Here is a 13,842-nt window from a genome sequence, read left to right as displayed (position 1 = left end):
GGTTGGAAAGTCTTGAAGCTCGTTATGAAAACTTGCGTCAATGATCTTAATTGAACCGCCGTATACGGAACCGTACGTACGGTGGTGTGAGAGGACGGGAGTTAATCGCTCCCTCCTACTCGATTTAATTTCCCAATGCTTGCAAAGGGGCCGGAATGCGTCCGCCACGGCGAATGATTTTGTCGGAGCTGAACGGATTGACCCCGATGACAGGTGCTCTTCCCAAAAGGCCTCCGAATTCCACCATGTCGCCTTCTTTCGCTCCAGGCACAGGGATGACACGGACAGCAGTCGTTTTTTTATTGATCATTCCGATGGCCGCTTCATCGGCAATCATTGCGGAAATGGTGCTGGCAGGTGCGTCGCCCGTGATGGCAATCATGTCAAGACCGACGGAACATACACATGTCATTGCTTCTAACTTGGATAGCGATAATGCGCCTTCTTCAATTCCACGGATCATGCCGTTATCTTCGCTGACTGGGATGAAGGCGCCGCTTAAACCGCCCACATAGGATGAAGCCATGGCACCACCTTTTTTCACCGCATCATTCATTAAGGCAAGGGCGGCAATGGTGCCGTGGGTTCCAACACGCTCAAGGCCAATTTCTTCAAGAATTTCAGCCACACTATCGTTCATCGCATTCGTTGGTGCAAGGGACAAGTCCATTATGCCGAACGGAACGCCTAAACGTTTTGCCACTTCTCGTCCGATCAACTCTCCGGCACGGGTAATTTTAAAGGCGGTTTTCTTGATGATTTCGGCCACTTCTCCCAAATCCGCATCCGGATAACGTTTCAATGCATTGAGTACTACCCCCGGACCGGAAACGCCGACATTGAGTACGACTTCTCCTTCACCGGATCCGAGGAAAGCGCCGGCCATAAACGGATTATCTTCCACGGGGTTGCAGAACACCACCAGTTTTGCGCAGCCAAGGCCGGACTGTTCTTTTGTCAGTTCAGCCGTTTCTTTGATGATTTCGCCCATTTGACGTACAGCATCCATATTGATGCCGGCTTTGGTTGTGCCGACAGAAACGGAAGCGCAAACCCGCTCAGTGGATGCCAAGGCTTCTGGAAGAGCATCAAATAACACTTGATCTCCCTTCGCAATCCCTTTGTGCACAAGGGCGGAATAACCGCCGATAAAATCGATGCCAAGGGTAACGGCGGCGCGGTCCAATGTTTTTGCAAGTTCCACAGCCTGTTCTTTTGTCGCATTGCCTAGAAGATCGGCGATTGGCGTCACGGCAATCCGTTTATTGATGATCGGGATGCCGTATTCTTTTGCCACTTTTTCAGCGGTAGGTTTTAAATCCTTTGCGTAATGGGTGATTTTATCATAGATTTTTTGTTTCATTTTATCGAAATCGGAATCCGCGCAATCCCGTAAATTGATTCCCATTGTCACTGTACGGATGTCCAAATTTTCTGTCCGGACCATCCGGATGGTTTCCAACATTTCATGAATTTCAAAGTTCATGTTTGCACGTCCTTTCACACGCGATGCATTGCCCTGAAAATTTCTTCAAGTTGTACAGTAATGACAACACCGATTGATTTTCCAAGTTCATTGAGTTCCTGCTGCAAGGATTCAAGATCTTTTAAATTTGTCACGTCAATGACCATCATCATGGTGAAGAAATCTTGTAAAATCGTTTGGCTGATATCTAAAATGTTGATGTTTCGATCTGCAAGTACAGTTGTCACTTTTGCGATAATTCCAACCTGGTCTTTTCCGATAACGCTGACAATTGCTTTTCTCATATGTTTCACCTCTATTGATGTAATAAAAAAGAGATTGGTTTCCCAATCTCAAAAGCATAAGAACAATAACGGTATTATCATTCTTCTGTCCTTTTGCCTGAGATTGTGAATCCTTCGGCGCCACAGATGTGGTCTCTCCAGAAGCTGCTCCTGACTGTAGTGTTACCCACAGCATTCATCGCTACACCTATTTAATTCCAATACTAGACGATACTAACACCTTTGTCGAAAATGGTCAACTAAGATACACTGAAATTTTTAAAAATTTTGACCGTAAGGAGGGGGTTGAATGTTTTTTTCCGCTCAAACCGGGAATAAATTTACTAAAGTATGAGTCAGAAAAATGGGTTTGAATCCATTGACAAAAAAATTAATGCGTGATATATTTATCTCGAATTCAAAATAATGAACTTCAAGATAAATATTCATAAATATCTCGGATTCAGAATAAAGTAAATCGGGAGGAATGAAAAATGGCGAAATGGGTTATTGACAAAGCTCACTCAGAAATTGGTTTTGAAGTGAAACATATGATGGTATCAAAAGTGAGAGGGCATTTTGATTCTTATGATGCGGAAATTGAAGCGGACGATTTGACAGATCTTACAAATGCAAAAATTTCATTCGCTTTTGATGTGGCAAGCATCAATACAAAATTGGAAGATCGGGATAATCATTTGAAATCTGCAGACTTCTTTGATGCGGAAAAATATCCTAAAATCACATTCCAATCAACAGAAATCAAGAAAACAGGCGATAGCGAATATGAAGTGACAGGAAACTTGACGATTAAAGATGTCACAAAACCGGTAACATTTGAAGTGGAATTCAACGGTAAAGGAAAAAACCCTTGGGGCTTTGAAGTGTACGGCTTTGAGGCGGAAACAAAAATCAATCGTGAAGATTTCGGACTTACTTGGAACGCAGTGCTTGAAACAGGTGGCGTGCTGGTAGGAAAAGACGTGAAGATTAAAGCCGAATTGGAAGTGAACCCTGCAAACTGAAGTATTATCAATAGCCGATTCCTATTGGAGTCGGCTTTTTTATATGAAGAACCGGCTGTAAGGAGGTGCCGGTTCAAATCAAGCCGAACCACTGTGCAAAAAAAGAGTGGGTGAGAAAACCATCATTTTCTTCATCCACTCTTTTCTTCGTTATTTATTCAATATGCTATGCTTTCTTCCATACACAAAATAGACGAATAAACCAATCAACATCCAAATGAAGCAGGTGAACATTGTGAAGGAAGATAATTGGGTAATCATGAATACGCAAAGGATAAATGACAGAATCGGCACAATTGGATATAAAGGCACTTTGAATCCGTCTTTCAATCCTGGAATTTTCATTTTTCTAACATAGATGACGCCGATGGAAACAGCGGCAAAAGCGACTAAAGTTCCGATATTTACAAGCTCCGCCAATTTATCGATTGGTATGAAACCGGCGAAAATAGATACAAATAGCGCATAAATCCATGTGTTTTTCAATGGAATTTTAAGTCGTGGGTGGATTTCTGACAGCACTTTTGGAAGCATTCCGTCCCGGGCGAAGGAGTACACTAAACGGGTCCCTCCATACATCATCACGAAAATGACCGTCATCATGCTGATTACCGCACCGAGGGAAATGATTCCAAACACCCAATCCAGATTTGCCAATTCCATCGCGTAGGCAACAGGGTTTCCGACATTCAATTCCGTATATGGGACCATTCCCGTTAAAACGAGGGAAACGGCCACATACAAAATTGTACAAATCACAAGGGTTCCGATAATTCCAATCGGCATATTCCGCTGTGGATTTTTGACTTCTTCCGCAGCAGAGGACACGCTGTCAAACCCCAAATACGCAAAAATCACCAATGCCGCACCCGTCAAAATCCCCTTAAAGCCAAACGGAGCGAATGGTTGCCAGTTTTCAGGCTTCACATAAAACACTCCGACGAAAATAAACAGCAAAATGATCCCCAGTTTAATGAACACCATGATTTTATTCAAGCGGTTGGATTCTCTGATCCCCAAAGATAAAATGGCGGCCAAAAGGACGATGATGAAAATCGCCGGCAAATTGATAAAGGTGCCTTCGGATGGATTTAATGGTCCGGACAAAGCTTTAGGTATATGAATTCCAAACCCTTCAATGAGGGATTGGAAGTATGCAGACCAACCGGTTGCCACTGCCGCAACAGCCAGCCCGTATTCCAATAGCAGGCTCCATCCGATAATCCAGGCAATGAGCTCGCCGAAAATGACGTATGAATATGTATATGCGCTGCCGGCAACCGGAATTGCTGAAGACAATTCGGAATAACAAAGGGCGGAAAAAGCGCATACAATCGCCGCGAAAATAAACGAAAAAACAATGGCGGGGCCTGCATGTTCAGCGGCCACCGTACCAGGCAAAATGAAAATTCCTGTGCCGACAACTGCTCCAACCCCAAGAGCGATTAAATCAGAAGCATTCATCGATTTATTAAAATGTGCCGTGCCTTGTTTATTCAACAACTGATCCAATGGTAATTTCCGAAATAATTGATTTTTCATAAACCATCCATTCCTATATTGATATAATAATATTTTGATATTTCTAAAAACGCAAAAGCGGTATAAGTATAACACTTTTTCGCGTTGAAGTGTTGAAGAATCAAAAAGTAATAATTTTTAATTTATTAATAAATTTCTGATAATTATTCAATTCCATTATTATACAAAAATAATGATTTTTTGCCGGGTTTTACATCAAAACATCTTCCGTAATTAAGTTGTCCAACTTTTTGTGGCTTAAACATAACAGTGGGACATGTTTTGATAGAAGTTCTCATAAGATAAGGGAAATGTTATAGAAGAATAAGAGCTGAAAAAAAGGGGATGGGCAGCAATGAATTTGATGATATGGATCGGCTTATTTCTATTGTTGTTCGGGGTTTTAATGGCCAAATGGACATCTTTTTCCTTGGTGATTTCCATCGTCGGTTGCACGGTCATTTTTGGAGGAATCATTCTGCAAGAAAAGCCAAAAATAAAAAAGCCATTAGACGACAATGGCTTTTATTGCAAACGATAAATGACAAAACGTTCGTTCCACACTTTTTCGTGAAGTGACGGGATTGGAATCTCCTTCAACTTCTCAAAAGGGGTATAGCGGTTCAAATAATCCAGGTAGTCAAGGGATGGATAATATAAAATCACATCCACCGTATGTTTCTTTTCTTCCGTCGAGCGCATGATATGATGCAGCACTTTCATGAAAATCGGCAAGGAGAAGGGATTAAAAAAATAAAATTTATTTTCCGCCGGTTGGATCTGGTATTCTTCGGCAAGGCAGCAAAGAAAGTGCATTCCTTCTTCCTTTTTCCGGAATTTTTTGCAAAAATGTTCCCGGTTTTTGATCGCTTCTTTGATAAATTGTTCGTTCATATCAATGCCTATGATTGACGCATTGGTTTTGTAATGAAGAAAAATGCCAACTCTCCCCAAACCGCATCCAAAGTCAATAATGGTGTCGTTTTCGTCGATGGTATAATGCTTCAATAATTCCTCCAGGGCGGAATAAGGGGTGGGCTCATAACGGTTGTAATGGGGGGATTGGTAAATGCCGTTTTTTATCCCGCAGGTTTCAATATGAAGAAATCGATCAAATTCCGCATCGTTCATGATAATTTTTCCCCCAACTTTTTTTAAAAATAACGGAACTTTCCGAACGGATCATTGGTTGAACGTTTATGAACATAGTATAATCGAATCAGCAATTGTTTTACATAGTGAGGAGAGCGCATATGTTAAAAAGTTTGTTTGGCCGGAAAAGGGAACCATTGAAAAACAGGGTGGAATTTTGCGTATCGAACGAAGCTTATGCCCATCCGGATGTTTATGATGTGTTGGAACAGCGGGAAGATGTCGTTGTGGAAGATTCGGGTTGCAATTCCTATTGTGAAATTTGCGAGTGTCATTATTATGCCCTTGTCAACGGCGAACCGGTTGTGGCGGACAGCGCCAAAGAATTGCTGGAGAAAATCGAGGAAGAATTGAGTTTAAATCCGATTAAATAGAAAAAAGTGTACGAAAATTGGCGGCCAATGATCCATGGATTGGCCGCTTTTTTTTGATGGGCTTTGAACAATCCGCAAGTAACAGTTCAATCCTTTTTGCATATATCAAAGTGTGAACAAATCTTCTGCAACGGAGGGGAAGTTATGGGATATTATCCCGTGGGCTACGGATTTGAACAGCTCCTGATCGAAGCATTATATTTCTTCGGGATGTTTGTGATCGTCGCATCGATTGTCAGTGTTATTTACGGTTTCATTTATTCTTTTTTGTACGGAGTGGACGTTTAAGGGAGATCCTTAAGCGTTTTTTTAATTCAAAAAAATATGACAAACGCATGAAGATTTCGGGAAAAACCAATTTTTTTAATCAATCTGTTGTAAAATAAAAGATGTAAAAGAAATACTTCTTTTAAGCGTAGTCCTACTATAAATTGGAGGAGAAATCCATGGAACAACACGACAAAGCAGAACGTTTAAAAGTCATGTTGGAGCAAGCGTTCCAACCATTGCATGAAAAAATTGACCGGCTTGAGAATGAAGTGAAAGCTTTGCGGGAGGAGCTAAAGAACGTTGTAAACCCCTCTTCTGACAAGGAATAAATTCTCCCGTATCGCACACATTAAAACTGCAACTTTAACCACATAACCTCTCTTTTCTATGGCTGTCCGCCTCCTTGCGGTACAGCTTTTTTTATGTTAAAAAATCAGAACCACTCGTTATGTAAAAAGTCCTATCAAAAGGATAAAATATATTCATTTCCGTTTTTGATTGAAAAAAAGTTGTGAATGTGGAATTAAAAAAGTGAAAATTAATGAAAAAAATTCGACAAATTTAATAAAATATTTTTTACATTAGAATTTTTATTATCTCCATGTTGTAGTATATTTATATTAAATAGTAAAAAAATCGCACGTTTCCCAGGAATGTTTCAGTAAGAATTGAAGTAAATAGTATTTTGGATATATTTTTTATTTACATAAAGGAGCATTAATCATTTATGAATGAAAATATTTCGAAAAGCTTTGGGCAATCCGATGAAATACAACGATTGCTGCAAGAGTTGAAAGAATTGAGAGAACTGAAATATGCCATAGATAAAACTTCCATCGTCGCAGTTACAGATGCCCAAGGAAGAATTACATATGCAAACGATCTCTTTTGCGAAATCACCCAGTTTTCCCGGGAAGAATTGATTGGCAAAACCCACCGGATCATCAATTCCGGTTATCACCCAAAGGAATTTTTTAAACGGATGTGGAGTGAAATCGGAAGAGGAAATATTTGGAGGGGAGAAATAAAAAATAAAAAGAAAGATGGAACTTATTATTGGGTTCATTCGACCATCATCCCTTTTTTAAATGAAAAGGGAAAACCTTATAAATATATGTCTATTCGAACGGATATCACGAAAGAGAAGGAATTGGAAGAAGAGCTGAAGCAGAGCTACAAAAAATACGAACTGATTGCGGAGCATTCTGATAATTTTGTGGCATTGATCGATGAAGAAGGGAAATTTCACTATATTTCGCCGACCTTCAACCTCCTCTTGCATTACGATTTGAAGACACTGGGACAACAAAATATGTTTGATCTGATCCACATTAAAGATTTGGATTCAATAAAAAGGGAAATTCAAAATTTGTTAAAAAATGGAGGAAGAAAAACTTCAACCAAGCAGGAATTTCGATTGCTCCATGGGGAAGGAAGGTATATCGATGTAGAAGCCAACATTAAAATCATTTATGATGATGAACCTTCTTCGAAAAAATTCATTCTGATCGCCATGAGCGACATCAGCATTCGAAAAGAAGTGGAACAAAATCTTTATCATTTGGCTTATTATGACAGTTTAACGAACTTGCCGAACCGCTCCAACTTTATGAAAGAGCTCCGTTCCTATGTGTTGGATATCCAATTGGCAAAAGAAAAGTTTGCCCTATTGTTCATCGATTTGGATAATTTCAAGCTGATCAATGATCAACAGGGACACGACATAGGGGATCTGGTCATTGTGAATGCGGCCAACAACATCAAAGGAGCAATTCGCGAGAAAGATGTTGTGGCAAGGATGAGCGGCGATGAATTCATTGTTCTGTTGAAAGGGATAGAGAATGAAGAAGATACGATGAACATTGTGCGCAAAATTATGGAGAAGTTTCGATTACCGATCCATTTGAATGGAAAAGAGTATGCCATCACTTGCAGTATTGGTATTGCGTTTTATCCCGAACACGGCAAGAGTCCTGAAGAACTGATAAAAAATGCGGATGCGGCACTATCTGAAGTGAAGAGAAACAGCAAAGACAACTATGCCATCTACGACAGGCAATTGGAAAATGTGTCACTGGAACGCCGCATTATCGAAAACGCCATGAGAAAAGGATTGAACGAACATCAATTCTTTTTGGAATATCAACCAAAAATCAATATTCAAAATAATCAGCTGGTTGGAGTGGAAGCGCTTGTCCGCTGGAATCATCCGGATCTGGGGGCGATACCACCTGGAAAATTTATTTCCCTTGCTGAGGCGACCGGATTGATTGTGCCGCTGGGAGAATGGATTTTAAAAGAAAGTTGCCGACAAGGAAGAGAGTGGCAAAATAAGGGGTTTGGACAATTGATCGTGGCTGTTAATGTATCCGTTCGTCAATTGCAAGATCCGAATTTTGTCCAACAAGTGGAACAAATATTAAAAGATACAGGGTTTAATCCAAAACTATTGGAACTTGAATTGACCGAAAGCATCCTTGCCGATTTGAACAGCATCATCCCGGTGTTGAATCGCCTGCGGAACATGGGCATCCAAATTTCCGTAGATGATTTTGGCACGGGATACAGCTCGTTGAGTTATATCAAGCATCTTCCTGTTGACACGTTGAAAGTGGATGCATCTTTCGTGAAAGACATCCATAAAAACGAGGAAAGCAAAGCGATTGTGAAAGCCATCATCAACCTTGCGAATACAATCGGTTTAAAAGTGATTGCGGAAGGGATTGAAAATGAGGCGCATGTGATAACGCTACGAAATGATGGATGCATGTTTGGACAGGGATTTTATTATAGCCGTCCGCTGAAAAAGGAAGAATTTGAAGAGTTTGTCCAAAGTAGAGGCTTCATTCCGTCATAAACTTATAAAACCCGGTTTTTCATATTAAATGAAATTCTCCTGCTCATGGATTGGCAGGAGAGTTTTTTTTTGATTCAAAATTTATATGACGATAATATTTTTTATGGAGAGACGGTTTCTAAATTTGAATATCTGCCAATATTGAAAGGGAATGGATCAAAAAATTTAACAATAAATACTATTATTGAAAAACAGTTCATCAAACAGCAATTCTCCATGAAAATTAATCATAATTTATCGAAATATTCTTTTAACAATTAATCATAAAAGTATTATACTATTTTAATAACAGAAATATTTTTCTGAATATTCGACAAAATAATTGGGGGCTTTACATTATGACAGAAATCACTATAGAGTTAACCGATAGTCCAAAAGAAAAGCCATCTGCGGACGAGCTTGGCTTTGGGCACTATTTTACAGATCACATGTTTATCATGGATTATACAGAAGGGAAAGGGTGGCATGATCCACGCATTGTCCCTTACCAAAAAATTTGCTTGGAGCCATCCTGCATGGTGTTCCATTATGGACAAACAGTGTTTGAAGGGTTGAAAGCGTACCGCACACCAGACGGAGGCGTTCAACTATTCCGTCCGGACGCGAACTTCAGACGCTTGAATCATTCAAACGAACGTCTTGTCATTCCACCGGTGGACGAAGAACTTGCATTGGAAGCGCTCAAAAAATTGGTGGATGTGGACCGTGATTGGGTACCTGATGCACCAGGCACATCTTTATACATCCGTCCATTCATTATTGCAACGGAACCATTCTTGGGTGTTCATCCATCCAAAAACTACTTATTCATGATTATCATGTCTCCAAGTGGTTCTTACTACAAAGAAGGTATCAATCCGGTGAAAATTTTGGTGGAAGAAAAATATGTCCGCGCCGTTGTGGGCGGTACCGGAGAAGCGAAAACCGGCGGTAACTATGCAAGCTCATTAATCGGACAACTCAATGCGGAAAAAGAAGGATACGCTCAAACATTATGGTTGGATGGTGTTGAGAAACGCTATATTGAAGAGGTTGGAAGCATGAACATCTTCTTCAAAATTGATGGCAAAGTGATCACACCTGCTCTTACAGGAAGCATCTTGCCAGGTATTACGCGCGACTCTATGATCAAAGTGTTGAAATCCAAAAATATTCCAGTGGAAGAGCGCCGCATTACCATTGACGAAGTAATAGAAGCTGCTGATAAGGGTACATTGGAAGAAGTGTTCGGAACTGGTACAGCTGCAGTAATTTCTCCAGTTGGGGAGTTAAAATATTTGGATAAACACATTGTCGTAAATGACGGCAAAATCGGTGAAGTATCTCAAATGTTGTATGATACATTGACAGGCATCCAATACGGAAAAATGGAAGATCCATTCGGCTGGACTGTACGTGTTTAATATCTTTTAACTTTGGGCTCGCATCTAATGATTAGGTGCGAGTTTTTTCATCCGTCCGATCGTATGGCTATTATTTTGCAAAGATTGACCATAATGGCTTAAGGATTGACTATTATCGTATATCAAGGACGTCCGTTTTCCATTGGATAAAGAACTTAAGTAGAGAGGAGTCTTCAAATGCCTGGGATACCAATTTATCAAGTCGATGCTTTTGCAAGCGAACCCTTTAAAGGAAATCCGGCTGCGGTTGTTCCTCTTACGGAATGGCTTCCGGACAACGTGATGCAGCAAATAGCGGCGGAAAACAATTTATCGGAAACGGCTTTTGTAGTACATCGCCAAAAGGAAGAATACGAATTGCGGTGGTTTACGCCAAAAACGGAAATCGATTTGTGTGGACATGCAACCTTGGCAACGGCCTTTGTTGTGTTCAACTATCTGAATCCATCGGTTGCTGTAGTGAAGTTTCATACAAAAAGTGGAATGTTGACCGTTACAAAGGAAAATTCATTGCTGACGATGACGTTCCCATCCCGGGAAGGAACAGCTTGTGACGTTCCGGAAGCATTGGTGAAAGGATTAGGGAAAAAACCGAAAGAAGTCTTTTTGGCCCGCGATTATTTGGCGGTGTTTGAGACGGAAGAAGATATAAGGAGATTGGAAATCAATGTGGAAGAATTAAAAAATTGGATGCCTTTGGAGTGATTGCCACAGCAAAGGGGAAAGAGGCGGATTTCGTTTCCCGATTTTTTGCACCAAAAGCCGGGATTCATGAAGATCCGGTGACCGGTTCTGCCCACTGCACCCTTGTCCCTTATTGGAAAAAGATTTTAGAGAAAAAGGAATTTGTGGCATTGCAGCTGTCTGAACGGGGAGGAAAACTGTTTTGCAAAGATGAAGGGGAACAGGTCAAAATTTCCGGCGAAGCGGTTGTCTATTTGGAAGGAAAAATTTATATCAGATGAAATAGAAAGCGAGTCAGGGTGGAAAAGGAAAAACTTTTCACCGTGGCTCTTTTTTATTACCCTTGGGCAAATAGACTATTGAAAAAATAAGGGAACAAAATCTATAATTATTAAAAGTTTACATTCCGTCTGGAAGGGATGGGGAAAGTGAAAATCCGTGCGTTCATTTTGGCCGTTGTTGCAATGTTGCTTGTTGCTTGCAGCGATGGGGAGAAGACAACGAAAAATATGATTCAGCAAAAAGATTTTTCCGATGGGGATCACTTGTTAAAGGCGGTGGTGGGCGATAAAAGCTTTTATTATGAATACTCCGCGGAAAAAGGGAAATTTTTAAGAGTATGGGTTGAACGGTATGAATATGGGAAGTTGGCTGAGAAGGCTGGTGGCGTTGGAATTGGAATGACGGAAGATGCCAAGGGGGAAATGTTATTCTACTTTCTGGAAGATTCCGAATGGGACAATTTTTACTTGCGCAAAGTGATCACAGATGAATCGGGCTATGCCGTTTCAAACAGTCAAATTCCCAAACCGGACGAAAAGCTGGGTGCGGGAACATGGGGTCCGGTCATTAACGACAAAATGGAATTTACCGAAGACATGGTGTTGGGATATATGGCGTTTTTTGAAGCGGATGACGGAAATTCTGTGAGTTTCAGAACAAACGTGACAGACCCGAAAGAATTCATTGAAGAAAATGGGGATGTTCCTCTTCTTTACTTGATTCGGGCTTCTTTGTCGGACGAAGATGAATGGGATTGGAACAATGAAACAGGAAAGGAATGACGGAATGAAACCTTCAGAAAAGACGTTGAGAATTTGCGAAAAAGGGCACCGTTTTTATAAGAGCAGCGATTGCAACAGCTGCCCTGTTTGCGAGGCGGAACGGAAACCAAAGGAAGGCTTCCTTGCCAGTTTATCCGCCCCGGCAAGAAGAGCGTTGGAAGGGAAAGGCATCACATCGGTGGAAGAACTCTCGGACTACACGGAAAAGGAAATCATGTCCCTTCACGGCGTGGGGAAAACCGCGCTTGTGAGAATGAAAGAGGCATTGGACGAAGCGGGATTGAGGTTCAAAGAAGAATGAAACAGACTGCCTTACGGATTTTTTGAAACTTTTTGCAATGTTTGGGCGTAAATAAATGAAATAATTTCCGATTGAGGTGGATCAGAATGAAAAAATATCTTGTATTTATCATCAGTTTCATTCTTCTTTATGCCGTTTTCCAACTTTTCTCCGGTTTCATTTTGACAATCCTTAATACGCCAAACTTCTCAACCGGGGCTTCAACTCAAACGGTCACATTCGGTGAGACTTCCAAGTGGTCGTTTCTGTTAATGACGATCGCTGCATCCGTCGCCTTTTTTGTATCCACAAAATTTCAGAGAGGTTGAAGACATTTGGAACTTTTTCAATTAAAGAAATCCATTTCCACACTAAACGAACAGGAAGCAAAAAGCCTGCTGCATTTACTGTTGATACGTTCGGAATACGGAGACTTTCCGGAATTTGTGCGGTCTGTAAAAGAAACGCTTATGAAAAGAATGGAGACACCGGCCGGGAAAAATGTGCATACCGTACATATTGTATTTGGTAGCTCCGCGGCAGGCAGCTTGAGATATGCTTTTCAGGATACACCATACGAACAAACGGAGGAAATCATCGAAGTGCCAGATAACTTGGCGGAAGGTCCAATACATCATCTTCACACTGCGGAAGGGTTTGAGCGACGGTATCAGTGGTTGAAGGAAAACTACCGGTGGGAAAAGGACCAAGCAGAGTGGTACAAAAACAACATGCAACAAGCCTTTGAAAAGATCAGTTCGATTCCTCCGGAGCAGCGGGTGGTCATTTGGACTGGTGAAAATGCCAGTGAAGGGACGGGCCTTCGATTTTCGCTCTACTTATTGAAGGAAAAAACGAATGAAATGTCTGTTTTGAATACGTATGATGCCTATCACAAGTTTTACAATGGAATGCATGAAGATTTTCCTCGGCATACGGGAGAGTTGTCCCCTGAGCAGTTGCTCCTTTTTTATGAACTTGGGGAGCTTGAGGAATTGACGGAAGAACAGCGACAGGCTTATGCGAAAGAAGGGGAAGAATGCTTGCATTCCGATGCAGTGTTGCGGACTTACAATAAAGGCCAAATTTTCGGTGCGGAAAACCATCGGGATGATGCATTGATCATCGGAAAGATGAAGAACCTACAGGGCAATAAGAAATTCATTAAAGCAGCAAGAGTCATTGGAGAGGTGCTTGGCCACCTGGATCAATATACAAGCGATGAATGGATTGAGTATCGCTTGCGCCAGTTAATTGCACAAGGAAAAGTGGAGTATCAAGGTGAACTCCGCGCAATGAGATTTTATGAAGTGAAATTGAAGGAAGCATTCGTTCAATAGGGGGCTGTCCAGAAAGTCGAACACTTTCTGAACAGCCTTACTTTTTATAGTAATATTCTCTTAAAAACTTTCCCTAGAGTGGTCACAAAACGCTCCTTCTCTACGCAATTTATCTGCGGCGAA

At 41.0% G+C, this 13,842-nt stretch carries 17 protein-coding genes and 1 riboswitch; of the genes, 13 read left to right on the top strand and 4 right to left on the bottom strand.

The features are described 5' to 3' along the window. Positions 1-124 precede the first annotated feature (124 nt). Both ACFPOH_RS12260 and ACFPOH_RS12255 read right to left on the bottom strand, forming a co-directional pair. Entirely contained in the window at positions 125-1,486 is a 1,362-nt protein-coding gene (locus ACFPOH_RS12260) for a PFL family protein (RefSeq protein WP_342470475.1), read from the bottom strand. A gap of 14 nt (positions 1,487-1,500) precedes the next feature. Then, entirely contained in the window at positions 1,501-1,770 is a 270-nt protein-coding gene (locus ACFPOH_RS12255) for an ACT domain-containing protein (protein WP_342470474.1), read from the bottom strand. A gap of 75 nt (positions 1,771-1,845) precedes the next feature. Next, positions 1,846-1,921, bottom strand: a riboswitch (glycine riboswitch). A 322-nt stretch (positions 1,922-2,243) separates the two neighbouring features. On the opposite strand from ACFPOH_RS12255, the gene ACFPOH_RS12250 reads away from it, so the two are divergent. Beyond that, positions 2,244-2,774, top strand: a complete 531-nt coding sequence (locus ACFPOH_RS12250; protein WP_390309895.1) for a YceI family protein — start codon at positions 2,244-2,246, stop codon at positions 2,772-2,774. 150 nt (positions 2,775-2,924) lie between these two features. On the opposite strand, the gene ACFPOH_RS12245 is transcribed toward ACFPOH_RS12250, so the two are convergent. Next, the gene (locus ACFPOH_RS12245) at positions 2,925-4,316 is read right to left on the bottom strand and encodes an amino acid permease (protein ID WP_390309893.1); all 1,392 of its coding nucleotides are present in this window, start codon (positions 4,314-4,316) and stop codon (positions 2,925-2,927) included. Between the two features lie 334 nt (positions 4,317-4,650). On the opposite strand from ACFPOH_RS12245, the gene ACFPOH_RS12240 reads away from it, so the two are divergent. Further along, on the top strand, positions 4,651-4,836 hold the full coding sequence (locus ACFPOH_RS12240; protein WP_342580840.1) for a hypothetical protein: 186 nt from the start codon (positions 4,651-4,653) through the stop codon (positions 4,834-4,836). On the opposite strand, the gene ACFPOH_RS12235 is transcribed toward ACFPOH_RS12240, so the two are convergent. After that, positions 4,821-5,426 carry a class I SAM-dependent methyltransferase gene (locus tag ACFPOH_RS12235; protein ID WP_342470470.1) on the bottom strand — a complete coding sequence of 202 codons (606 nt, stop codon included), beginning with the start codon at positions 5,424-5,426 and terminating at the stop codon, positions 4,821-4,823. The genes ACFPOH_RS12240 and ACFPOH_RS12235 overlap by 16 nt on opposite strands. A 122-nt stretch (positions 5,427-5,548) precedes the next feature. Between ACFPOH_RS12235 and ACFPOH_RS12230 the strand changes: the two genes are divergently transcribed. From ACFPOH_RS12230 to ACFPOH_RS12180, 11 genes are all read left to right on the top strand, one after another. Continuing rightward, entirely contained in the window at positions 5,549-5,821 is a 273-nt protein-coding gene (locus ACFPOH_RS12230; RefSeq protein WP_390309891.1) for a DUF1450 domain-containing protein, read from the top strand. A 144-nt stretch (positions 5,822-5,965) separates the two neighbouring features. Continuing rightward, positions 5,966-6,109, top strand: a complete 144-nt coding sequence (locus ACFPOH_RS12225; protein WP_342470469.1) for a hypothetical protein — start codon at positions 5,966-5,968, stop codon at positions 6,107-6,109. Positions 6,110-6,267: 158 nt separating this feature from the next. After that, positions 6,268-6,420 carry a hypothetical protein gene (locus ACFPOH_RS12220; RefSeq protein ID WP_342470468.1) on the top strand — a complete coding sequence of 51 codons (153 nt, stop codon included), beginning with the start codon at positions 6,268-6,270 and terminating at the stop codon, positions 6,418-6,420. A 398-nt stretch (positions 6,421-6,818) separates the two neighbouring features. Then, on the top strand, positions 6,819-8,948 hold the full coding sequence (locus ACFPOH_RS12215) for a sensor domain-containing protein (RefSeq protein ID WP_390309889.1): 2,130 nt from the start codon (positions 6,819-6,821) through the stop codon (positions 8,946-8,948). Positions 8,949-9,286: 338 nt separating this feature from the next. After that, positions 9,287-10,351, top strand: a complete 1,065-nt coding sequence (locus ACFPOH_RS12210; RefSeq protein WP_342470466.1) for a branched-chain amino acid aminotransferase — start codon at positions 9,287-9,289, stop codon at positions 10,349-10,351. Positions 10,352-10,528: 177 nt separating this feature from the next. Further along, complete coding sequence (locus tag ACFPOH_RS12205; RefSeq protein ID WP_390309887.1) at positions 10,529-11,056, top strand: PhzF family phenazine biosynthesis protein; 528 nt, start codon at positions 10,529-10,531, stop codon at positions 11,054-11,056. Further along, on the top strand, positions 11,053-11,316 hold the full coding sequence (locus ACFPOH_RS12200) for a PhzF family phenazine biosynthesis protein (protein WP_390309885.1): 264 nt from the start codon (positions 11,053-11,055) through the stop codon (positions 11,314-11,316). The genes ACFPOH_RS12205 and ACFPOH_RS12200 overlap by 4 nt, the downstream gene beginning before the upstream one ends. Before the next feature lie 138 nt (positions 11,317-11,454). After that, a complete protein-coding gene (locus ACFPOH_RS12195; RefSeq protein ID WP_390309883.1) occupies positions 11,455-12,099 on the top strand; it encodes a hypothetical protein in 645 nt (214 codons plus the stop codon). Further along, on the top strand, positions 12,080-12,400 hold the full coding sequence (locus ACFPOH_RS12190) for an RNA polymerase alpha subunit C-terminal domain-containing protein (protein ID WP_390309882.1): 321 nt from the start codon (positions 12,080-12,082) through the stop codon (positions 12,398-12,400). The genes ACFPOH_RS12195 and ACFPOH_RS12190 overlap by 20 nt, the downstream gene beginning before the upstream one ends. An 86-nt stretch (positions 12,401-12,486) precedes the next feature. Then, a complete protein-coding gene (locus ACFPOH_RS12185) occupies positions 12,487-12,708 on the top strand; it encodes a hypothetical protein (RefSeq protein WP_096552026.1) in 222 nt (73 codons plus the stop codon). Positions 12,709-12,714: 6 nt separating this feature from the next. Continuing rightward, positions 12,715-13,719, top strand: coding sequence for a DUF1835 domain-containing protein (locus ACFPOH_RS12180; protein WP_390309880.1), 1,005 nt, complete (start codon positions 12,715-12,717; stop codon positions 13,717-13,719). Positions 13,720-13,842 lie beyond the last annotated feature (123 nt).

Origin of the sequence: Ureibacillus suwonensis (assembly GCF_042655065.1) — a bacterium.
Classification (GTDB): Bacteria; Bacillota; Bacilli; order Bacillales_A; family Planococcaceae; genus Ureibacillus; species Ureibacillus suwonensis.
This window is presented reverse-complemented; position numbering and strand designations above follow the sequence as displayed.

Coding starts and splice junctions, on each gene's coding strand:
- ACFPOH_RS12220 (WP_342470468.1), top strand. CDS start 6,268: ATGGAACAACACGACAAAGCAGAACGTTTAAAAGTCATGTTGGAGCAA.
- ACFPOH_RS12255 (WP_342470474.1), bottom strand. CDS start 1,770: ATGAGAAAAGCAATTGTCAGCGTTATCGGAAAAGACCAGGTTGGAATT.
- ACFPOH_RS12230 (WP_390309891.1), top strand. CDS start 5,549: ATGTTAAAAAGTTTGTTTGGCCGGAAAAGGGAACCATTGAAAAACAGG.
- ACFPOH_RS12250 (WP_390309895.1), top strand. CDS start 2,244: ATGGCGAAATGGGTTATTGACAAAGCTCACTCAGAAATTGGTTTTGAA.
- ACFPOH_RS12225 (WP_342470469.1), top strand. CDS start 5,966: ATGGGATATTATCCCGTGGGCTACGGATTTGAACAGCTCCTGATCGAA.
- ACFPOH_RS12240 (WP_342580840.1), top strand. CDS start 4,651: ATGAATTTGATGATATGGATCGGCTTATTTCTATTGTTGTTCGGGGTT.
- ACFPOH_RS12260 (WP_342470475.1), bottom strand. CDS start 1,486: ATGAACTTTGAAATTCATGAAATGTTGGAAACCATCCGGATGGTCCGG.
- ACFPOH_RS12190 (WP_390309882.1), top strand. CDS start 12,080: ATGAAACAGGAAAGGAATGACGGAATGAAACCTTCAGAAAAGACGTTG.
- ACFPOH_RS12215 (WP_390309889.1), top strand. CDS start 6,819: ATGAATGAAAATATTTCGAAAAGCTTTGGGCAATCCGATGAAATACAA.
- ACFPOH_RS12210 (WP_342470466.1), top strand. CDS start 9,287: ATGACAGAAATCACTATAGAGTTAACCGATAGTCCAAAAGAAAAGCCA.
- ACFPOH_RS12205 (WP_390309887.1), top strand. CDS start 10,529: ATGCCTGGGATACCAATTTATCAAGTCGATGCTTTTGCAAGCGAACCC.
- ACFPOH_RS12185 (WP_096552026.1), top strand. CDS start 12,487: ATGAAAAAATATCTTGTATTTATCATCAGTTTCATTCTTCTTTATGCC.
- ACFPOH_RS12235 (WP_342470470.1), bottom strand. CDS start 5,426: ATGAACGATGCGGAATTTGATCGATTTCTTCATATTGAAACCTGCGGG.
- ACFPOH_RS12245 (WP_390309893.1), bottom strand. CDS start 4,316: ATGAAAAATCAATTATTTCGGAAATTACCATTGGATCAGTTGTTGAAT.
- ACFPOH_RS12195 (WP_390309883.1), top strand. CDS start 11,455: ATGGGGAAAGTGAAAATCCGTGCGTTCATTTTGGCCGTTGTTGCAATG.